Origin of the sequence: Microbacterium sp. Root280D1 (assembly GCF_001428975.1) — a bacterium.
GTDB lineage: Bacteria > Actinomycetota > Actinomycetes > Actinomycetales > Microbacteriaceae > Microbacterium.
Genome location: NZ_LMJK01000004.1, coordinates 89,493 through 109,579 on the forward strand (window position 1 = coordinate 89,493; position 20,087 = coordinate 109,579).

Below are 20,087 nucleotides of genomic sequence, written 5' to 3' on the forward strand. Positions count from 1 at the left end.
ATCAGCCCTTTTCCGCAGCGTACTTCTCGGTCCAGAAGGTGTCCCACGACTCGAGTAGCTCGGTGGTCGACATGTTGCCGAGCAGCACGTTCTGCACGTCCTGGTCGGACTTCTGGATCCACTCGGTCCACCAGCTGACGCCGCGAGGCTGCTTGACGTTGACGTAGGTCTCGGGGTCCTCGGTCATCGTGACATAGCTCGTCCACGGGCCCGAGGAGTAGAACTCGTCATCGGCTGCCTCGGAGATGATCGGCACGAGGCTGTTGGCCTGCGCGAACTCGGTGGCCGGCTCGGCCGACGAGAGGAACTCGACGAGCTTGACCGCGGCATCCTGGTGCTCGCTGTTCTCCGCGACGCCCCAGCCGGCGACGGCCAGCGGCTGCGCGGCCTTGCCCGACGGCCCGACGAGCAGCGGGGCGGTGTCCCACTGATCCTCGGTCAGAGAGGAGTCCTGCACGGTCGCGATGACCTCGGGGTCCTGCAGCAGGAACGCCGTGGTGCCGTTGGTGAAACCGGCGACCATCTCGGGGTAGCCCCACGACACGGCGGACGGCGGCGACGCCTCCTTGAAGAGGTCGAAGTAGTCGTCGACGGCTTCCTGTGCCTCGGGAGCGGCGAAGATCGTCGACCCGTCCTCCATCAGGAAGGCGTCATCGACGTCGAGGCCGTCGATCGTGTAGGCCTCGATAGCCGCGACCACATTGCTGTTCGCGTTCTGGCCACCGCGGAACGCGTAGCCGTAGATGTTGTTCGCGGGGTCCTGGATGGCGCTGGCCTGCTCGAGCAGATCCTTCCAGCTGTGCGGCGGGCCGTCGAAGCCCGCCTCCTCGACGAGGTCGGTGCGATAGAAGAGCGACAGGCCGTAGAAGCCGTACGGCACGAAGTAGCTCTTGCCGTCTGCGGCCACGGACGCCGACTGCGCGTTGTCGGTGAGGGCATCCCAGCCGTCCCACTTCTCGAGGTCGGCCGAGATGTCGTGCAGCCAGCCGTTGTTCGCGAACGGTCCGACGGTGATGTCGCGGACCTCGAGGACGTCGACGCCCTTGCCCGACTGCAGCATCTGCTGGATCTTCGCGTCGGCCTGCTCGGTGGGCGGCGAGACGAGCTTGACCTTGATGTCGGGGTTCTCCTTCTCGAAGTCGTCGAGGAGTCCGCGCAGCAGGTCGGTGCGGGCAGGATTGGTCAGGCTCTCGACCATCTGCAGGGTGACGGTGCCGTCGGCGGACTCGCCGCCGCCTGCGGAACAGCCGGTGAGCGCGAGTGCGGCGACGGTGCCGATTCCCGCGGCGGTCGTCAAGATTCTGTTCTTCTTCACGAGGTGCCTCTCAGTTGGTGATGGTGGTGGGTCGGGTGGTGGGTGGAGGGGTGGGTCGGGTCAGGAGACGATGATGGAGTCGGCGGTGCGGATGCCGGCGCGGCGGAGGATCTGCGGGATGCAGCGCTCGACGAAGGCCTCGAAGTCGGACGCCTCTGTGTAGAGGTGCGCCGACAGGCGGAAGTAGCCGACGCCGCGGAAGCTGGTGAACGCGGTCTCGACGCCGGTCTCGTCGAGCAGGTCCATGCGCAGGGCATCGGCCTCTTCGCGGGTCGAGCCGAGTCCGAGCGGCAGTCGCACGAGTCGCATCGACGGCACGGGCGAGGGCAACGGGGTGAGGGGGTCTTCGTCGCCGTAGGGGCGCAGACCCTCGGCGATGATCTCGGCCCCGGCATCCGCCATCTGCGCCATCGCCTGGCGGGCGTTGTGCCACCCGAACTCGGACTCGATGAACTCGATCGACGCCGGGGTGGCGAGATAGGTCGTCGCGTCGATCGTGCCCTGGGTGTCGAAGCGCTCGGGGTAGGGCTCGTTCGCCGCCCACGAGTCGATGAGCGGCCACAGGTCGTCGCGGTCGGGGGCGTTCGTGACGAGCAGGGCGGAACCGCGCGGGGCGCAGGGCCACTTGTGCAGGTTGCCGAACCACCAGTCGCCGCCGGCGACCGCGGCGGCATCGGCGACGAGACCGGGAGCATGGGCGCCGTCGACGAGGGTGCGGAGGCCCCGTTCCGCCGCGAGCTCGGCGATGCGCCGGGTCGGCAGCATCCGCGCGGTCGGCGAGGTGATCTGGTCGACCACGATCAGGCGGGTGGCCGGAGTGAGTGCGTCGGCGAAGCGCTGCACGACCTCGTCGTCGGAGGCGAGCAGCGGCAGCTCGACGGCGCGGACGGATGCTCCGAAGCGGCGGGCCAGGCGCTCCGCGCCCATGGTGATCGCTCCGTAGCCCTGGTCGGTGACGAGGATCTCGTCGCCGCGCTCGAGGTGCAGGGCGTTGTAGACGACGGTCGCGGCGGCGGAGGCGTTCGGGACGAAGACGCTGTCTTCGGCATGGGCGCCGAGGAACGGAGCCGTGCGCTCGCGAGCGTTGCGCACCCGCTCGGCGATGCGGGGGAACCACTCGACCGGGCTGAGGTCGGCGCGACGTCGAAGGGCATCCTGCTGCTCGACGACGGCCGTGGGAACCGCGCCGAACGAGCCGTGGTTCAGGTGGATCACGTCGGGATCGAGCGGCCACGCATCACGGGCTCGGATGCCGGAGTTCAGCGTGAGCGGTGCGGGGAAGAGTGGTGCGGGCATCGGTCCTCGTCGGTGCAGTGGGGGAGTTGTTGCACAACTTTGCCACACGGCTTTCGAAATGGCTACGAAAAGGCGAGGATGAAACATAGTTGTCATACGAATTTGACGAAGGGTCTGCGTCCGACAGACTCAGCAAGGGAATCGGGCGGTGTCAGGAGGATGACGATGAGCGCACTGGACACAGCGCTGCACGGGCTGCGTGCGCTGATCGCGGACGGCGAGCTGCGCCCCGGCGACCGTCTGCCGAGCGAGGGTGAGCTGTGCGAGACGCTCGGCGTCTCACGCGGATCGCTGCGCGAAGCCATCCGCATGCTGGCCGCCCTCGGTGTGCTCGAGACCCGGCACGGCTCGGGCAGCTACGTCAGCGAGCTGCGCGCCGCCGACCTGATCGGCAGCCTCTCTCTCACGGTCGGACTCCTGCCCATGGCCGGGGTGCTCGAACTGACGGAGCTTCGCCGGGTGCTCGAGCCCCATGCGGCTGCGCTCGCCGCGGCCCGCATCGACGCCGCCACGATCGAGACGCTCAGCGGCGTGCTCGATGAGATCGAGGCGAGCGACGACTTCGAGGACCACTCCCGCCTCGACCACGCCTTCCACATGACGATCTCGGAGGTCGCCGGCAACGACGCGCTCACGAGCCTGATCGACGTGCTGCGCTCACGCTCGCGGGCCTATCGGATCCCGGATGCCGGCGACGCCGCCGAACTCAAGCTCCACTCGGATGCCGGGCACCGGGCGATCCTCCGCGGACTCGCGGCGGCGGACCCGGTCGCGGCGTCGGCTGCGGCATCCGCCCACGTGGCTCAGACCGAGTACTGGGTGCGCCGGTACACCGATACGGATCTGCGCGCCGAAGGGTCGTCCGTCGATCGCCCTGAGTGACGACGATCGCCCTCTCATCTCGCCCGGTCTGCACAGTTCGCCTCGGTCTGCACGGGCGTGCGGTCGCCTCGGGGGCCGTGCGGGGCGCTGTGTGCGTATCGGGCGGAGGGGACGCCGCGGTCAGGCGAGGGTGATGTCGACCTGGATCTCCGTGGCGATGCGCTCGAGGTCGCGACGCAGGGCATCGATGTCGACCGACGACGGAACCCGTGCGATCACGGAGGCCTCGAACAGACGGCCGCCGGCCATCGCGGCATCCCGGGTCTCGGTCGCGAGCTCCTCGATGCTGAGTTCGTGCGCGTTCAGCACGTTCGAGACCTCGCGGACGATGCCGGATCGGTCGTTGCCCAGCACCCGGATCTCGAGTCGCTGCTCGTCCTCCGCGTCGTCATCAGGCGTTCCGGTGAGGACGGCGAGCGTCAGGAGCCCCTGTCCCTGAAGTCCGCGGAGCGCCGTCTGCAGCTCGTCGGAACGGTCGGCGGCGACCGAGACCTCGATCACTCCGGCGAAGGTGCCCGCGAGCTCGGCCAGCGAGCTGTTCTCCCAGTTTCCGCCGTGGGCATCGACGACATCGGCGACGGCTGCGACGAGTCCGGGGCGATCGGCACCCGCGACAGTGAGGATGAGAGTAGTCATGCGGCCAGCGTAGCCGGAGCGCCTCGGCCCGCGACGTGCCGTGACTCCGGAGAATGTGGCGGCTCGAACCCGAGGAAGCGTGTTCTCCCGGGTGACCTGCCCGGATCTCCGGAGTCATGGAAGCGGAACGAGGGTCAGTCGACCCAGACCCCGGTCTCGAGGAAGTGATCGAGGCGGGTGCGATGCGGGTCGAGGTCCCAGCCCTGCTCGGCGACCCACTCATCGTTGAAGTACGTGCCGGCGTAGCGGATGCCGCTGTCGCAGATGAGCGTGACGATGCTGCCGGTCTCGCCCGCCGCGCGCATGCGCGCGATCAGCTGGAATGCGCCGTACAGGTTGGTGCCGGTCGAACCTCCGGCCCAGTGCAGGGTGCGCTCGCGCAGCATCCGGATCGCGGCGATCGACCCCGCGTCGGGAACGCGGATCATCTCGTCGATCACGCTGGGCACGAACGAGGCCTCGACGCGCGGACGGCCGATGCCCTCGATGCGACTGGGGCGTCCGGCCGGCGCGTCGACGGTGCCCGCCCATCCGTCGTAGAACGCCGAACCCTCGGGGTCGACGACCGCGATCTGCGTCTCGTGGCGGCGGTACTTCACGTACCGGCCGAAGGTGGCGCTCGTGCCGCCGGTGCCTGCGCCCACGACGATCCAGCGGGGGATCGGGTGGCGTTCCTGCGACAGCTGGCTGAACACGCTCTCGGCGATGTTGTTGTTGCCGCGCCAGTCGGTCGCCCCCTCGGCGAACGTGAACTGGTCGAGGTAGTGGCCGTGGCATTCGGAGGCCAGTCGCTGAGCCTCAGGAGACATGTCCTCGGCACGGTCGACGAAGTGACAGCGTCCGCCGTAGAACTCGATGAGGTCGATCTTCTCCTGGCTGGTCGAGCGCGGTACGACGGTGACGAAGGGCAGCCCCAGCATCCGCGCGAAGTACGCCTCGGAGACGGCCGTCGATCCGCTGGACGACTCGACGAGAGTGGAGTCCTCGGTGATGCGTCCGTTGACGAGTCCGTACAGGATCAGCGAGCGCGCGAGACGGTGCTTGAGCGACCCGGTCGGATGCACCGACTCGTCTTTCAGGTACAGGTCGATGCCCCACTCGGGTGGCAGTGGGAAGAGGTGCAGATGGGTGTCGGCGCTGCGGTTGGCGTCGGCTTCCAGCAGGGCGATCGCGGTGCTGGTCCAGTCGCTCATGCTTCGAGCGTAACGCTCCTCTAGCGGGGCGTGTAGCCGCCCTCGCCCGTCTCGCCGTCGTACGTGAAGACCTCGTCCTCGAGGGTGATCTGGATGTCGTCGCCGAGGGGCTGCTCGGCGAGCAGACGCTCCTCGAGCATCGTCATGCGCTCCTCGTACTCCTGCGCCTGCGCATCGTCGACACCCCAGATGGTGGCGACCTTCATGTCGGTGAGGAAGTAGAGGAAGGCGGAGACGGCCGTGCGGTTGAACTCGGTGTCGGGGATGCTCTGCCAGAGCGCGCCGCTGTCGCGCAGGCGCTTGTACTCGTCGATCTTCGCCTGGAGCGCGTCGGCGATGGCGGAGGCATCGGCGTCGCCCGAGCCGTCGGAGTCCGGGTCGCCCTGCGGTGCCTCGGAAGGCGATGCGGGCTCTTCCGTGACGCTCGTGGCCGGAGGCGCGGTCGCCGGTTCGGTGCGCGAGCTCAGCAGCAGGCTCACGGCCACCGCGATGCCCACGACGACGATCAGCACGAACGCCGCGACCGCTGCGATGACGATGCCGACGGTCCGTCCTGAACGTGCAGGAGGAGGCGCGGACGGGGAAGCATATGCGGCGCCGTAGGGAGGCGACGGCTGCCCGGGGTGCGGCGGCGGGTACGCGGCCATCTGCGGATGCTGCCCCGGCTGGGAGGCAGAGGCGTACGGCGGCAGCGGCGCAGGCGGCCCGGGGATCCCGCCCAGCGGCGGGGCCAGCGGGACGGAGGATCCGAGCTGTCCCGGCGCCGCGGCAGGCGGCGGAGGGATGACCGGGTCGGAGTCGGATGCCGGTGGATGCGCGTCGTCGACCATCGTGTCTTCCCCCCGATCGCATCGCCCCGTGCGATGCGTGCTCTCGTTCCAGGCTAGTCCGCGACCCGTGCTCGGCCGACCCACCTGTGAGTGGATGCCGCGTGCGGATGCGGCTAGCGGACGGTGCCAGCGCGCGAGGTGCTGCCGTCGCCGTCGACGTGCAGCAGCGACGCCTGCGACTGCTCCTGCTGCAGCTGGAACTCGAAGCGCGAGCGGTCGCCGCGGTGGTGCGCCACGAAGTACTCGATCGGCGTGCCGTCGGAGGAACGGCTCACGCTGCGCAGTCGCAGCAGGGCGGAGCCGGCGCTCACCCCCAGATGCTGCGCCTGCTCGTGGGTCGCGACGGTGGCCTCGGCCGAGCGGACGCCGCTGGTCGCCACGATGTCGTGATCGGCGAGCAGGCGGTACAGGGACCGCTCCGAGAGGTCGACGCCGAGCGTGACTCCGCCGACGGCATCCGGCATCCAGGTGGTCGAGAGCGACCAGGGTTCGGCGTCGACGTGACGCAGACGGTCGAGCACCACGACCGGTGCGCCAGGGTCGACCTCGAGTGCCGCCGCGATCTCGTCGTCGGCGAGAGTCTGCTCGTGGCGCAGGACGTCGCTGTGCACGTGCCCGCCGCGGCGCTCGACGTCGTCGTAGAGGCCGATCAGCGTGTGCACCAGGCTCTCGCTCGTGCGGGGGCGCGACACGAACGTGCCCTTGCCCTTGACGCGTTCGACGAGCCCCTCGTGCTCGAGCTGGGCCAACGCCTGGCGCACCACGGTGCGCGAGATGCCGTACCGCTCGCAGAGGCGGTGCTCGCCGGGCAGCGGGTCGCCGGGCTGCAGGCCGTCTCTCGCGATGCCGTCGACGATCAGCTGACGCAGCTGGTCGTACATGGGCGCGGCGGAGTGGCGGTCGATCGTGTCGTTCATATCAGTACGCCACTCCCGCGTGCAGGATCACGTTCGCGTAGGGGGTGAACTCTCCCGAGCGCACGAACGCGCGCGCCGAGTGGGTCAGCTTCTTGAAGTCGACGTGCGGGATGAGCTCGATCTCGAAGTCCTGGTCGGCGAAGCGCTCGCGCAGCGCGGCCAGCACCTCGGGGCTCTTCTCGGCGACCTCGGCCGACACCGTCGCTCCCTCCACGACGAGCTCGGCGAGCACGGTGTCGAGCACGTCGAAGAAGGCCGGAGCGCCGGGACGATAGGCGAGGTCGATGCGCTCGGATCCGGGCGGGATGGGCAGGCCGGCGTCGGTGACCACCAGCAGATCGGTGTGGCCGGTCTCGCTGATCACGCGCGAGAGTGCGGGGTTGATGGTCGTCGCTGTCTTGCGCATGATGTCTCCTCGGGGATGTCAGTGGGCTTCTCGGGCGGCCAGGAAGGCGTCGACCTCGGCCCGCAGCGGCAGGCTGGGCGAGGCGCCCTGCTTCGTGACGGCGAGGGCTCCGGCGGCGGTCGCCAGGCGAACGGCATCCGTCAGCCCCCAGCCGTTGGCGAGGGCGGCGCCGAGATACCCGGCGTAGGCGTCGCCGGCCGCGGTGGTGTCGACGGCCTCGACAGGGAAGGGCGGGATGACGAATGCGCCCGCTGCGGTCACAACGCACGAGCCCTGACCCGCGAGCGTGATCACGGCGGCGCCGACGCCCCGGTCGAGGAACCAGCGTCCGGCGATCTCCGCCGACGCGGCATCCGTCACCTCGACGCCGCTGAGCACCGAGGCCTCGGTCTCGTTCGGGGTGACGATGTCGATGCTCGCCCACACGGCGTCATCCAGCGGAGCGGCGGGGGCGGGGTCGAGGATGACGGTCATGCCGTGCTCGCGTCCTCGTGACGTGATGTGCGCGGTGAGCGCCGAGGGCGTCTCGAGCTGGGTGAGCAGCACCGACGTGGTCGGCGCGAGGGCTTCGAGCGCCGCGTCGATCTGCTCGGTGCTGAGCGCGGCGTTGGCCAGAGGCACCATGACGATGTCGTTCTGCGCCGAGGCGTCGACGCGGATGTGCGCGATGCCCGTCGGCCCCGGCACCGTGCGGAGGTGCGTGAGGTCGACTCCGGCCTCGCTCAGCCCGTCGACGACGAGGTCGTGGAAGAGGTCGTCTCCCACGCATCCGACGAAGCTCGTGCGGGCCCCCGATCGTCCGGCGGCGACCGCCTGATTCGCGCCCTTGCCGCCGAGCATCAGGGTGAACTCGTCGCCGAGGATGGTCTCTCCGCGGGCGGGGAGCCTGGTCGAGAAGGTCGTCACGTCTGCGGTCACGCTGCCGACGATGACGACGCCGGTGCGATCGGGCGAGGTGGCGGCTGTCATGGCACTCCTGATCGTCGTCGATGCGGGGTGCTTTGACATCCTCCGCGGCTGTCATTACATTAGCCGAATCCGAACCTGTAACGACAGGTTGTGCACAAGGAGACCCGATGACCGCGCTGGCCCCCCGTCTCTATGTCGACAGCGCGGACGTCGACCGCGTCGCCTCGCTCCTCACCGCGGGCGTCGTGCATGGCGTGACGACCAACCCCACGATCCTCGAGCGCGGCGGCCGCACCGCCGCGGAGATCCCCGACCTCTACGCCCGCTGGTCGGACGAGGGCGCCCGCGAGATCTTCTTCCAGACGTGGGGCGGCGACACCGCATCCTTCCTCCGCAACGCCGAGGGCATCCGTGCGCTGGGCGATCGCGTGGCCGTGAAGGTGCCGGCGACCCGCGACGGCTTCGCCGCGGCATCCGCTCTGGTGCGCGACGGCGCGACCGTGCTCGTCACCGCCGTCTACTCGGTCGCACAGGCGCTGGCATGCGCCTCGATCGGCGCGCAGTACATCGCCCCCTACCTCGGACGGATGCGGGATGCCGGCATCGACGGGGATGCGGTGATCGCCCGCATGCAGGAGGTGTGCGCGGGCAGCGACTCGAACGTGCTCGCGGCCAGCCTGCGATCACCTGACGACATCACCGGTCTGCGTCTCGCGGGGGTGCCGTACTTCACGGCGGCACCCGACGTGATCGACCAGGTGCTGTTCCACGAGGTCAGCGACAGCTCCGCCGCCGAGTTCGACGCGGCGATGGGGCGGCTCGGGGCCTGAGTCGCACTTCGGCGGGTGGGCCAGCGTCGGCCAGACGCGCCAGATTCGGCCCGACGTCACGGATACGGCCGAGCGAAGCGCATCTGGCCGAACGTGCCTGTCAGGGCCCGGGCGACGACGGCGTGCACGGAAGGCCGCTGGGACGAGTGGCCGAGAAAGGCGTCGCGGCGTCAGGCGGATGCCGCCTGGCGCAGCCACCGCTCGACGCCGGCGATGTGCGCCGTGGCGAGCGAGGTGGCGAGACCCGAATCGCGCCGGGCGATGGCGTCGGCGATCGCCCGGTGCTCCGAGAGGGTGCGCTCGACCGCTCCGCCCTCGGTGAGACCACGCCACACGCGGGCGCGCACGGTCTGACTGCTCAGGTGCTCGATGAGGCTGGCGAGATAGGCGTTGCCGGCCATGCCGACGATCTCACGGTGGAAGCGGATGTCGTGCTCGACGAGCTCTTCGATGCTGACCGTCGGATCGATGGAGGCGACCTCGCTCTCGAGGCCGGCGATCGCGTCGTCGCTGCCGAGGGTGGCCGCGAGGCCGGTCGCCTGCGACTCCAGCATCCGTCGCACCGCGAAGATCTCGAGCATCGAGTCGTCGTCGTGCATGTCGACCACGAACGAGATCGCCTCGAGCAGCAGGTGGGGCTCCAGGCTCGTGACATAGGTGCCGTCACCGCGGCGCACGTCGAGCACCCGGATCACCTCGAGCGCCTTCACGGCCTCGCGCATCGAGTTGCGTGACAGGCCGAGACGCTCGGACAGCTCCTTCTCGGGAGGGAGGCGATCGCCGGGGGCGAGTTCGCCCGACACGATCATCGCCTTGATCTTCTCGATCGCGTCGTCAGTCACTGCCATGGCGTCATCCTAGCCATTCATCGGATGTCTGCGGCAGGATGGGGGCATGCGCGTACTCGATTCGCACCTGCACCTCTGGGACCCCGAGCTTCTGCACTACACGTGGCTCGAGGGTCCGCTCGCCTGGCTGTTCGGTGCGACCGAGATCGAGCACGCCCGCATCGCCCGCGCGACGACCGAGCGCGCGGTGTTCGTGCAGGCCGAGACCGTCGAAGACGACTTCCTCGAAGAAGTGCGGTGGGTGGCCGGGCTCGCGCCCCGCGTCGGGGTGGTCGGCATCGTCGCGGGGGCGCGTCTGGATCGCGGCACCGACACCACCGCGCACCTCGAAGGACTCGCCGCTGAGCCGCTCGTGGTCGGCGTGCGGCACAACCTGCAGGGCGAACCCGACGGACTGGCGGTCTCGGCCGACTTCGTCACCGGGGCGCGCGAGGTCGCGGCGCGCGGCTGGGCCTTCGACGCGTGCGTGCGCGCCGCGCAGCTGCCCGAGGTGGCCCGACTCGCGGGGGCGGTGCCCGAGCTGCGGATCGTGCTCGATCACCTCGGCAAGCCCGAGGTCGGCACGGCGAAGGCCCCGGTGGCGCCGACCATGGAATGGGTGCGCGATCTCGACGACCTGGCACGGCATCCGAATGTGTGGTGCAAGCTCTCGGGGCTGCCGGGGGAGGCCGGAGGCGACTGGTCGGCCGAGCAGCTGCACCCGTTCCTCGACGCCGCGGCCGACGCGTTCGGCGTCGAGCGGCTGATGTGGGGCAGTGACTGGCCGGTCTCGGTCATCGGACCCCCGGAGGAGGGCGACCCGTACGCGAACGTCGACGGATCGCCCATGTATCAGCCGACGGCTCGGATCAGATGGGCGGATGCGGTGATCGCCTGGGCCGAGCGACGCGGGCACGACGTCGACGCGATCATGTGGACGAACGCCGAGGAGTTCTACCGGATCGGCGAGCGGCCGACGCATGAGGACTCTCGGGAGGAGCGGCCGCGCCGCGGCATCCTGGGTTGGCTGCGCGGCGGTCGCTCGTAGCGCCCGCTGTCCGGGGCAGGGACCGGGACCGGGACCGGGGGCGACGCGGCGGTCAGCCCCCGACGGGACGGAGCCGCAGCTGAGCCATGCCGCCGTCGACCTCGATGAACGTGCCCGTGGTCGAGCCCGCGGCGGGGCTCACCAGGTAGGCGACCGCCGCGGCGACCTCGTCGGGTGAGACCAGGCGGCCATGCGGCTGGCGGGCCTCGAGGGCGGCGCGCTCGGCGGCCGGGTCGTCGGCCGAGTCGAGCAGCCGGCCGACCCACGGGGTGTCGGCGGTGCCGGGGTTGACGGCGTTGACGCGGATGCCCTCGCGCAGGTGATCGGCGGCCATGGCACGGGTCAGGGCCGAGACGGCGCCCTTCGACGCGCTGTAGAGCGCGCGCTGGGGAAGGCCGGTGGTCGAGGCGATGGATGCCGTGTTGCAGACCGCCGCGCTCGGCGACTCCTTGAGCCACGGCAACGCCGCCGACGTGACGCGGGCGATGCCCGTGACGTTGATCGAGAGCACACGCGCCCACTCGTCGTCGTCGTTGGCGCTGATGTCTCCCTGGGCGCCGACCCCGGCGTTGTTCACGACGATGTCGATGCGCCCGAACCTCTCGGCGACGGCGGCCACGGCGGCATCGACCGATGCACGGTCCGACACGTCGGCCGTGAAAGCGGCGAAGGCGGCATCCGCTCCTGAGGTATCGCGGTCGAGCACCGCGATCTGCGCGCCGTCGGCGTGCAGCCGGGCGGCGATGGCCGCGCCGATCCCGGATGCTCCGCCGGTCACGATCGCGACGAGTCCGTCGAGTGCGCTGCTCATTTCTGTGCCTCCCATGCCACGAACTCCTGGCGCTGATGCCCGAGTCCTTCGATCTCGATCTCGACCACGTCGCCCGCCGTCAGATACGGGAACTTGCCCCCGAAGGCCACGCCCTGGGGAGTGCCCGTGAGGATCAGATCGCCCGGCTCGAGCGTGACGTACTGCGACAGGTGGTGCACGATCACGCGCACGTCGAAGATCATGTCGTCGGTGTTCGAATCCTGACGCGCTTCGCCGTTCACCCAGCTGCGCAGCCGCAGGTCGTCGACGTCGACCTCGTCGGGTGTCACCAGCCAGGGGCCGGTCGGGTTGAAACCGGGGGCGATCTTGCCCTTCGACCACTGCCCGCCCGAGACCTCCATCTGGAAGGCGCGCTCCGAGACGTCGTTCGCCACCACGTAGCCGGCGATGTGGGCGTCGGCGTCGTCAGGCGAATCGAGGTAGGCGGCGCGGGCGCCGATCACGATGCCGAGCTCGACCTCCCAGTCGGTCTTCTCGCTGCCGCGGGGGATCGTGACCGCATCGTTCGGGCCGACCACCGTGTTCGGCGTCTTCAGGAACATGATCGGGACGGTCGGCGGCTCGGAGCCGGACTCGCGGGCGTGCGCCGCGTAGTTCTGGCCGATGCAGATGACGGCGCTCGGGCGCGCGATCGGCGCGCCGATGCGCATCGCCGCGGCATCCCCGAGAACCGGCAGTTCGTCGGCGGCACGGGCCGCGGCGACGCGAGCCCGGAAATCACCGGCGAGGAAATCACCGTTCACATCGGATGTCACAGAGCGCAGATCGAGGTAGCGGTCGCCTTCGACGAGGACGGGGATCTCGGCGCCGGGGGTGCCTAGCCGTGCGAACTTCATGTCTCTCCTGCTCAGTGAGGTGTCCGTGGGTGACGAGGCGCGTCAGTGCGGCCCGTCTCGTTGACAGTATAGACATCCGATGTTTACACTCCAAGAGATCTGCACGGATATCCGTCCCGTGCACGAGAGGAACCCGTGAGCCGCATCGTCGCCCTCGACACGACCGACATCCGCTTCCCGACATCGCTGAGTCTGGACGGATCGGATGCCATGAATCCCGACCCCGACTACTCGGCGGCATACGTGATCGTGCGCACGGATGCCGAGGACGGCATCGACGGCCACGCGTTCGTCTTCACGATCGGGCGCGGCAACGATGTGCAGGTCGCCGCGATCGACGCGCTCGCCGGGCACCTCGTCGGTCGCGAGATCGAGCCGCTGCTCGACGACATGGGCACGACGTTCCGCGACATCATCGGCGACTCGCAGCTGCGCTGGCTCGGCCCCGAGAAGGGCGTCATGCACATGGCCATCGGCGCGGTCATCAACGCGCTGTGGGACATCAAGGCCAAGCGGGCCGGGCTGCCGCTGTGGCAGCTGCTCGCGCGGATGACGCCCGAGGAGCTCGTGGGCCTCGTCGACTTCCGCTACCTCACCAATGCGCTGACGCCCGAGGACGCCCTCGAGATCCTGCGCGCCGCCGAGCCGGGACGCCTCGAGCGCGAACGAGAACTGCTCGCCACCGGATACCCCGGCTACACGACCAGCCCCGGATGGCTCGGATACTCCGACGAGAAGCTCGAGCGGCTCGCCCGCGAGGCGATGGCCGACGGCTTCACCCAGATCAAGCTCAAGGTCGGCGCCGACCTCGACGACGACATCCGCCGTTTCCGCAAGGCCCGCGAGGTGTGCGGACCGGACTTCCCCATCGCGATCGACGCCAACCAGCGGTGGGAGGTGTCGGAGGCGATCGAATGGATAGGCGCGCTCGCCGAGTTCCACCCCGCCTGGATCGAAGAGCCCACGAGCCCCGACGACGTGCTCGGTCACGCCGAGATCGCCAAGGGGGTAGCACCCATCCGCGTCGCCACCGGCGAGCACGCGCAGAACCGCGTCATCTTCAAGCAGCTGCTGCAGGCCGAGGCGATCTCGGTCATGCAGATCGACGCCGTGCGCGTCGCGGGCGTCAACGAGAACATCGCCAACCTGCTGCTGGCCGCGAAGTTCGGTGTGCCGGTCTGCCCGCATGCCGGCGGCGTCGGGCTGTGCGAGGCCGTGCAGCACCTCTCGATGTTCGACTTCGTCGCCGTCACCGGCACCCGCGAAGGACGGATGATCGAATTCGTCGACCACCTGCACGAGCACTTCGTGATCCCCACCGACATCCAGGGCGGGTCGTACATGGCGCCCACGGCGCCCGGATCCGGCATGGAGATGAAGGCCGAGAGCATCGCCGCGTATACGTGGACGGGGCAGCATGTCGGAGTCTGATGCTCTGGCGGTTCCGCCCCTCGGATACGGGGCCGCGAATGTCGGCAACCTCTTCCGCGCGCTGAGCGATGACGAGGCGTGGGCGGTGCTCGATGCGGCGTGGGACAGCGGCATCCGCTACTTCGACACCGCTCCGCATTACGGGCTCGGGCTCTCGGAGCGTCGTCTCGGGGCGTTCCTGCAGACCAAACCGCGCGACGAGTACGTGCTGTCGACCAAGGTCGGGCGCCTGCTGCGACCGAACCCCGACCACGACGGCGGCCTCGACACCGCGAACGACTTCCATGTTCCCGACGATCTGCAGCGCGTGTGGGACTTCTCGGCTGAGGGGATACGCACCAGTCTCGATGAGTCCCGCGAACGTCTCGGGATCGAGCGCATCGACCTGCTCTACCTGCACGACCCCGAGCGGCATGACCTGGATCTCGCGCTCGCCGAGGCGCTGCCGGCGCTCGAGCAGCTGCGTCGCGACGGCGAGGTGACTGCCGTCGGCATCGGCTCGATGGTGTCGGATGCGCTCGCCGCCTCCGTGCGCTCGGCCGACCTCGACCTGGTCATGGTCGCGGGCAGATACACGCTGCTCGAACAGCCGGCGGCGGCCGAGGTGCTGCCGGCGTGCCGAGAGACCGGGACAGGGATCGTCGCGGCATCCGTCTTCAACTCCGGGCTGCTGGCATCGAACGAACCTCGCCGCGACGGGCGATACGAGTACGGGCAGCTTCCCGACGAGCTGTGGGAACGGCTGCTGCGCATCGCACGGGTGTGCGCCGAGCACGACGTGCCGCTGCCCGCCGCCGCGATCCAGTTCCCGCTGCAGTCAGACGTGGTGCGCTCGGTGGTGGTCGGAGGAAGCCGGCCAGGGCAGCTGACGCAGAATGCCGAGTATGCGGCGCTCGAGATTCCTGGCGCGCTGTGGAATGAGCTCGCTGCAGAGGGGCTGATACCAGGCTGAGCCGGACGGCGCGCGTTCACAATTCAGCATAGGTCTGCGCTGGTGGGCGGTCTGGGGCTTCGGCGGCGGCATCAGTGCGGGTTCGTGCTGAATTGTGAACCGGGCCTGCGCCATAACTCCGCGACGGCGGAGACGAGGCTCAGCGGCCGACGGTGGACTCGCGGACCACGAGCTCGGCGGCGAACGGCGTCGGCGCCGGGAGGTCGGCGGTGGGGTCGGTGAGCTGGCGGATGAGTGCCGCGCCCGCCGCCCGGCCGATCTCGTACCCGGGCTGCCGCACGCTCGTGAGCGGCACGACGGTCTGGTGCGCCTGGGCGACGTCGTCGAAGCCGACCAGCGCGATCTCCTCGGGCACGCGGATGCCCCGGCGCAGCAGCTGGGTGAGCACGCCGATCGCCACCATGTCGTTGGCGGCGAAGATCGCGTCGGGGCGTTCGGTGGCAGGCATCTCGGCGATCCGCGCGCCGACGTCGAGGCCGTCCTCGGTCGTCAGGTGCGGCACGTCGATCACATCGGCCGTCGCCCCGGCCGCGGTGACGGCATCGCGCAGCCCGAGGAGGCGGTCGTTCGACTGGCTGACGCTCGGCGCCCCCAGGAAGAGGATGCGGCGGCGGCCGAGCGACAGCAGGTGCTCGCCCGCCAGCCGTCCGCCGCCGCGGTCGTCGAACAGCACCGAACCGACGGTCGGCGAATCGGGGATGGGGCCGACGACGACCGAGCGGATGCCGCGGTCGGCGAGCTGTTCGAGCCGGGGCACCACGTCTTCGAGCGGGTAGATGACGATGCCCTGCACCCGGTGCGCCTCGAACATGTCGATGTTGCCGCGTTCGGTGTCGGCGTCGCGGTTGCTGTTGCTGAAGAACAGCGACCAGCCGCCCTCGCGGGCCACGTCTTCGACCCCGCGCGAGAGCTCGTGGAAGTACGGCAGCCAGGCGTCGAGAAGAATCAGCGCCAGCGCCTTGCTGGAGCCGGCTCGCAGTTGACGGGCGGATTCGTTGGGCACGTAGCCGAGCTGCGCGATCGCCTCCCTCACCTTCGCCGCGCTCGATTCGCCGAGCACATGCGGGTGGTTGAGGTAGTTCGAGACGGTCGAGGAGGACACCCCGGCGAGAGCGGCGACGTCTTTGACGCTGGCGGGCATGGAGCTCCTGTCGACTGCGCGTCGACGCAGGACGGTCGGCGGCGAGTCCAGAGTAGCCCAGCGATTGCAACGTGCCAAGAAAGTTCTTGACACCGCATCCCCGACCCGCGTACGGTGACCTGAACGCAGAGTTGCAACGTGCCAATCCTGCCGAGGCGAAGGTGCCGCACACCCGTCTCCGAGAGGTCTCATGAACATCGGATGCCACGGGCTCGTCTGGACCGGACACTTCGATGCCGACGGCATCCGTCTCTCCGTCGAGAAGACGAAGGCGGCCGGATTCGACCTGATCGAGTTCCCGCTGATGGACCCGTTCTCGTTCGACGTCACCGCGACGAAGGACGCGCTCGAAGAGCACGATCTCGCCGTCAGCGCCTCGCTCGGACTCTCGGGCGCGACCGACGTGACGAGCTCCGACCCGGCCGTCGTGGCCGCGGGAGAGGCGCTGCTGCTCAGGGCGGTCGACGTGCTCGCCGACCTCGGCGGCCAGCACTTCTGCGGCGTGATCTACAGTGCGATGCAGAAGTACATGGACCCGGTGACGGCCGAGGGGCTGGAGAGCAGTCGGCAAACGATCGCCCGCGTCGCCGACCATGCCGCAGAGCGCGGCATCTCGGTCTCGCTCGAGGTCGTGAACCGCTACGAGACGAACGTGCTGAACACCGCACGGCAGGCGCTCGCCTACCTCGCCGAGGTCGATCGGCCGAACCTCGGCATCCACCTCGACACGTACCACATGAACATCGAGGAGTCGGATATGTTCGCGCCGGTCCTCGACGCGGCTCCGGCCCTGCGCTACGTGCACATCGGGGAGAGCCACCGCGGCTATCTCGGCACCGGCACCGTCGACTTCGACAACTTCTTCAAGGCGCTGGGCCGCATCGGCTATGACGGTCCGATCGTGTTCGAGTCGTTCTCGTCAGCCGTCGTCGCCCCCGATCTCAGCCGCATGCTCGGCATCTGGCGCAATCTGTGGACCGACAACGTCGAGCTCGGAGCGCACGCCAACGCCTACATCCGCGACAAGCTCGTCGCGGTCGACTCGATCCGGCTGCACTGAGCCGGGCCGTCGCCTCGATCCGCCGACCTGTTGCCAACTTGTTATTACAGGTCTTCCCATCCGAAGAAGTCTTAGTTACATTTAGATACAACTTGCGCAGGGTGGGGCGTAAGACGCAGAATTGATCCGATGTTTCCGGACCCGACCGGAATATCGCATCACGACCTTCAAGGAAGCAGGTGAGCACATGAGTGACCCCATTCTCAGAGTCGACGGGATCAGCAAGGGATTCCCCGGTGTGCAGGCTCTCAAGGATGTGCACCTCGAGGTGCGAGCCGGCGAGGTGCTGGTGCTCGTGGGCGAAAACGGCGCCGGCAAGTCGACCCTGATGAAGATCCTCTCGGGGATCTACACCAAGGACGAGGGCACCATCACGTTCGAGGGCCAGGAGGTCGAACTCACCAGCCCGCTGCAGGCGCAGCAGCTCGGCATCACGATCATCCACCAGGAACTCAACCTGATGCCCGATCTCACCGTGGCGCAGAACATCTTCGTGGGTCGCGAGCCCACCACCGGCCCCTTCCTGTCGGAGCGCAAGCTCAACGCGCAGACGGCCGAACTGCTGCAGCGCCTCGGCATCAGGGTCAACCCGCGACAGCTCGTCGGCGAGCTGACCGTGGCCGAGCAGCAGATGGTCGAGATCGCCAAGGCGCTCTCGTTCAACGCCAAGGTGCTCATCATGGACGAGCCCACCTCGGCGCTCACCGACTCCGAGACCGAGACCCTGTTCCTGCTGATCGAGCAGCTGCGCGCCTCGGGGACCGGCATCGTCTACATCTCGCACCGCATGGACGAGCTGCGGCGTCTCGCCGACCGGGTCACGGTGCTCCGTGACGGCACATACATCGGATCACTGGAGAAGTCAGAGGTCAGCGTCCCGAAGATCATCGAGATGATGGTCGGCCGCGTGATCGACGAGGGAACCCGTCCGCAGGCCCGCGATCACATCAACGACCCGATCGTGCTCGACGTGCAGGGACTCTCGACCAAGAACCTCCTCAAGGACGTCTCGTTCCAGCTGCACAAGGGCGAGATCCTGGGCTTCGCCGGACTCATGGGCGCCGGGCGCACCGAGACTGCGCGGGCCATCATCGGTGCCGACCACCGCGACGGCGGCACGATCGCGATCGGCGGCGACCCGGTGCGAATCGGACAGCCGGCGGATGCGGTCAAGCACGGCCTCGGCTACCTCTCGGAGGACCGCAAGCTGCTGGGCCTGATGCTCGAGCAGGACGTGACCTTCAACACCGTGCTCGCCTCGCTCGGGTCGTACGCCAACGGCATCGGCTGGATGGGCGACGCGAAGGCGAAGAACCGCACCAAGGAGTACGTGCAGCAGCTGCGGGTCAAGACGCCCTCGGTGAACCAGGTCGTGAAGCTGCTCTCGGGAGGGAACCAGCAGAAGGTCGTCATCGCCCGGTGGCTGATGCGCGACTGCGACATCCTCATCTTCGACGAGCCGACCCGAGGGATCGACGTCGGCGCGAAGGAGGAGATCTACCGCCTCATGCAGCAGCTCGCTGACCAGGGCAAATCCATCATCGTCATCTCATCGGAGCTCCCCGAGATCCTCCGCGTCGCGAACCGCATCGCGGTCTTCGCGAACGGTCGGATCACCGGGACGCTCCGCAACGAGGAAGCCAGCCAGGAGAAGATCATGCAACTCGCAGCCCACGGGGAGGAAGACTGATGAGCACCCCACAGCAGTCCGGATCGTCGACGACGACGATCATCCAGACGGCGGTCGATGAGAACACCGACAAGCGCGACTTCGGCGGGTTCCTCCGTCGCCAGCTGCAGCAGTCGCTCGCCTTCGGCACGCTGATCGTCCTGGTGATCTTCTTCTCGATCGCCAGCCCGAACTTCTTCACCTTCAGCAACATCGCCACGGTGCTGCTGTCGACGGCGGTCATCGGCATCCTCGCCCTCGGCACGACCTTCGTCATCATCACCGGCGGCATCGATCTCTCGATCGGCACCGGTATGGCGCTGTGCGCCGTGATGACGGGTGTCTTCGTCACCAACATGGGACTCCCCGTCTGGGTCGGCGTGATCGGCGGTGTGCTCACGGGTGTCCTCATGGGACTCGTGAACGGCATCAACATCACGTTCCTCCGGCTGCCGCCCTTCATCGCGACCCTCGCGATGATGATGATCGCCGGCGGACTCGCCCTCGTCATCTCGAACGTCTCGCCGATCTACTTCTCGACCTCGGCCCCCGACTTCAAGAAGATCGCGCTCGGCGTGATCATCCCCGGCATCCCGAACGCCGTGCTGATCACCGCCGTGGCCGCGATCATCGCGTGGCTCGTACTGTCGAAGACGCTCCTCGGCCGCTACACCTTCGCGATCGGCTCGAACGAGGAGGCCACCCGGCTGTCGGGTGTGAACACCCGCCGCTGGACGATCCTCATCTACATGTTCGCGGGCGCCTTCACCGGCATCGCGGGCATCGTGATCGCGGCCCGTCTCGACTCGGCGCAGCCGCAGATCGGCACCGGCTACGAGCTGCAGGCGATCGCCGCCGTCATCATCGGCGGAACGTCGCTGCTCGGCGGACGAGGCTCGATCCTCGGCACCGTGATCGGTGCGCTCATCATGAGCGTGCTCGTCAACGGCCTGCGCATCATGTCGATCCAGTCGGAGTGGCAGAACATCGTCGTCGGCATCGTCGTGCTGCTGGCCGTCTTCCTCGACTCGCTGCGCAACCGCCAGCGCACCTGACCCACAGATCTACACCCCCCAC

General features: G+C 68.8%; 20 protein-coding genes. 8 read left to right on the forward strand and 12 right to left on the reverse strand.

Annotation, left to right across the window (positions count from 1 at the left end; all coding sequences use genetic code 11):
* Nucleotide 1: 1 nt before the first annotated feature.
* On the reverse strand, nt 2–1,315 hold the full coding sequence (locus ASE34_RS17000; protein ID WP_053097970.1) for an ABC transporter substrate-binding protein: 1,314 nt from the start codon (nt 1,313–1,315) through the stop codon (nt 2–4).
* A gap of 60 nt (nt 1,316–1,375) precedes the next feature.
* The gene (locus tag ASE34_RS17005) at nt 1,376–2,611 is read right to left on the reverse strand and encodes an aminotransferase class V-fold PLP-dependent enzyme (RefSeq protein ID WP_056280500.1); all 1,236 of its coding nucleotides are present in this window, start codon (nt 2,609–2,611) and stop codon (nt 1,376–1,378) included.
* 165 nt (nt 2,612–2,776) lie between these two features.
* On the opposite strand from ASE34_RS17005, the gene ASE34_RS17010 reads away from it, so the two are divergent.
* The gene (locus tag ASE34_RS17010; protein WP_056280681.1) at nt 2,777–3,493 is read left to right on the forward strand and encodes a FadR/GntR family transcriptional regulator; all 717 of its coding nucleotides are present in this window, start codon (nt 2,777–2,779) and stop codon (nt 3,491–3,493) included.
* A gap of 120 nt (nt 3,494–3,613) precedes the next feature.
* Here the strand turns inward: ASE34_RS17010 and ASE34_RS17015 are convergent, their stop codons facing one another.
* From ASE34_RS17015 to ASE34_RS17040, 6 genes are all read right to left on the reverse strand, one after another.
* Nucleotides 3,614–4,129: a glycine cleavage system protein R gene (locus tag ASE34_RS17015; RefSeq protein WP_053097968.1), complete on the reverse strand. Its 516-nt coding sequence runs from the start codon at nt 4,127–4,129 to the stop codon at nt 3,614–3,616.
* Between the two features lie 134 nt (nt 4,130–4,263).
* The gene (locus ASE34_RS17020) at nt 4,264–5,322 is read right to left on the reverse strand and encodes a PLP-dependent cysteine synthase family protein (protein WP_056280501.1); all 1,059 of its coding nucleotides are present in this window, start codon (nt 5,320–5,322) and stop codon (nt 4,264–4,266) included.
* A 20-nt stretch (nt 5,323–5,342) separates the two neighbouring features.
* Nucleotides 5,343–6,152, reverse strand: a complete 810-nt coding sequence (locus ASE34_RS17025) for a hypothetical protein (protein ID WP_056280504.1) — start codon at nt 6,150–6,152, stop codon at nt 5,343–5,345.
* Between the two features lie 113 nt (nt 6,153–6,265).
* Nucleotides 6,266–7,069, reverse strand: a complete 804-nt coding sequence (locus tag ASE34_RS17030) for a GntR family transcriptional regulator (protein WP_056280506.1) — start codon at nt 7,067–7,069, stop codon at nt 6,266–6,268.
* A 1-nt stretch (nt 7,070) separates the two neighbouring features.
* The gene (gene rbsD, locus ASE34_RS17035) at nt 7,071–7,475 is read right to left on the reverse strand and encodes a D-ribose pyranase (RefSeq protein WP_053097964.1); all 405 of its coding nucleotides are present in this window, start codon (nt 7,473–7,475) and stop codon (nt 7,071–7,073) included.
* An 18-nt stretch (nt 7,476–7,493) separates the two neighbouring features.
* Nucleotides 7,494–8,444, reverse strand: a complete 951-nt coding sequence (locus tag ASE34_RS17040) for a ribokinase (RefSeq protein WP_056280509.1) — start codon at nt 8,442–8,444, stop codon at nt 7,494–7,496.
* A 107-nt stretch (nt 8,445–8,551) separates the two neighbouring features.
* Here ASE34_RS17040 and ASE34_RS17045 point away from each other — a divergent pair, with 107 nt between their 5' ends.
* A complete protein-coding gene (locus tag ASE34_RS17045; RefSeq protein WP_056280511.1) occupies nt 8,552–9,214 on the forward strand; it encodes a transaldolase family protein in 663 nt (220 codons plus the stop codon).
* A gap of 170 nt (nt 9,215–9,384) precedes the next feature.
* Here ASE34_RS17045 and ASE34_RS17050 read toward each other — a convergent pair whose 3' ends face one another.
* The gene (locus ASE34_RS17050; RefSeq protein WP_053097960.1) at nt 9,385–10,062 is read right to left on the reverse strand and encodes a FadR/GntR family transcriptional regulator; all 678 of its coding nucleotides are present in this window, start codon (nt 10,060–10,062) and stop codon (nt 9,385–9,387) included.
* Nucleotides 10,063–10,108: 46 nt separating this feature from the next.
* Here ASE34_RS17050 and ASE34_RS17055 point away from each other — a divergent pair, with 46 nt between their 5' ends.
* Nucleotides 10,109–11,089, forward strand: a complete 981-nt coding sequence (locus ASE34_RS17055; RefSeq protein WP_056280515.1) for an amidohydrolase family protein — start codon at nt 10,109–10,111, stop codon at nt 11,087–11,089.
* A 52-nt stretch (nt 11,090–11,141) separates the two neighbouring features.
* Here ASE34_RS17055 and ASE34_RS17060 read toward each other — a convergent pair whose 3' ends face one another.
* Nucleotides 11,142–11,900, reverse strand: a complete 759-nt coding sequence (locus ASE34_RS17060; RefSeq protein ID WP_056280518.1) for an SDR family NAD(P)-dependent oxidoreductase — start codon at nt 11,898–11,900, stop codon at nt 11,142–11,144.
* Nucleotides 11,897–12,757, reverse strand: a complete 861-nt coding sequence (locus tag ASE34_RS17065; RefSeq protein ID WP_056280521.1) for a fumarylacetoacetate hydrolase family protein — start codon at nt 12,755–12,757, stop codon at nt 11,897–11,899. Before ASE34_RS17065 ends, ASE34_RS17060 begins: the two co-directional genes overlap by 4 nt.
* Before the next feature lie 135 nt (nt 12,758–12,892).
* On the opposite strand from ASE34_RS17065, the gene ASE34_RS17070 reads away from it, so the two are divergent.
* Both ASE34_RS17070 and ASE34_RS17075 read left to right on the forward strand, forming a co-directional pair.
* On the forward strand, nt 12,893–14,188 hold the full coding sequence (locus ASE34_RS17070) for an L-fuconate dehydratase (RefSeq protein ID WP_056280524.1): 1,296 nt from the start codon (nt 12,893–12,895) through the stop codon (nt 14,186–14,188).
* Entirely contained in the window at nt 14,175–15,140 is a 966-nt protein-coding gene (locus ASE34_RS17075; RefSeq protein WP_056280528.1) for an aldo/keto reductase, read from the forward strand. The genes ASE34_RS17070 and ASE34_RS17075 overlap by 14 nt, the downstream gene beginning before the upstream one ends.
* A gap of 139 nt (nt 15,141–15,279) precedes the next feature.
* Here the strand turns inward: ASE34_RS17075 and ASE34_RS17080 are convergent, their stop codons facing one another.
* Nucleotides 15,280–16,281 (reverse strand): LacI family DNA-binding transcriptional regulator, encoded by a 1,002-nt coding sequence (locus tag ASE34_RS17080; protein WP_056280532.1) that lies wholly within the window; start codon nt 16,279–16,281, stop codon nt 15,280–15,282.
* Nucleotides 16,282–16,471: 190 nt separating this feature from the next.
* Here ASE34_RS17080 and ASE34_RS17085 point away from each other — a divergent pair, with 190 nt between their 5' ends.
* From ASE34_RS17085 to ASE34_RS17095, 3 genes are all read left to right on the forward strand, one after another.
* A complete protein-coding gene (locus ASE34_RS17085; RefSeq protein WP_056280535.1) occupies nt 16,472–17,341 on the forward strand; it encodes a sugar phosphate isomerase/epimerase family protein in 870 nt (289 codons plus the stop codon).
* A 187-nt stretch (nt 17,342–17,528) separates the two neighbouring features.
* Nucleotides 17,529–19,031, forward strand: a complete 1,503-nt coding sequence (locus ASE34_RS17090) for a sugar ABC transporter ATP-binding protein (protein ID WP_056280538.1) — start codon at nt 17,529–17,531, stop codon at nt 19,029–19,031.
* Nucleotides 19,031–20,065 carry an ABC transporter permease gene (locus ASE34_RS17095; RefSeq protein WP_171821947.1) on the forward strand — a complete coding sequence of 345 codons (1,035 nt, stop codon included), beginning with the start codon at nt 19,031–19,033 and terminating at the stop codon, nt 20,063–20,065. Before ASE34_RS17090 ends, ASE34_RS17095 begins: the two co-directional genes overlap by 1 nt.
* The last annotated feature ends 22 nt before the right edge of the window (nt 20,066–20,087 follow it).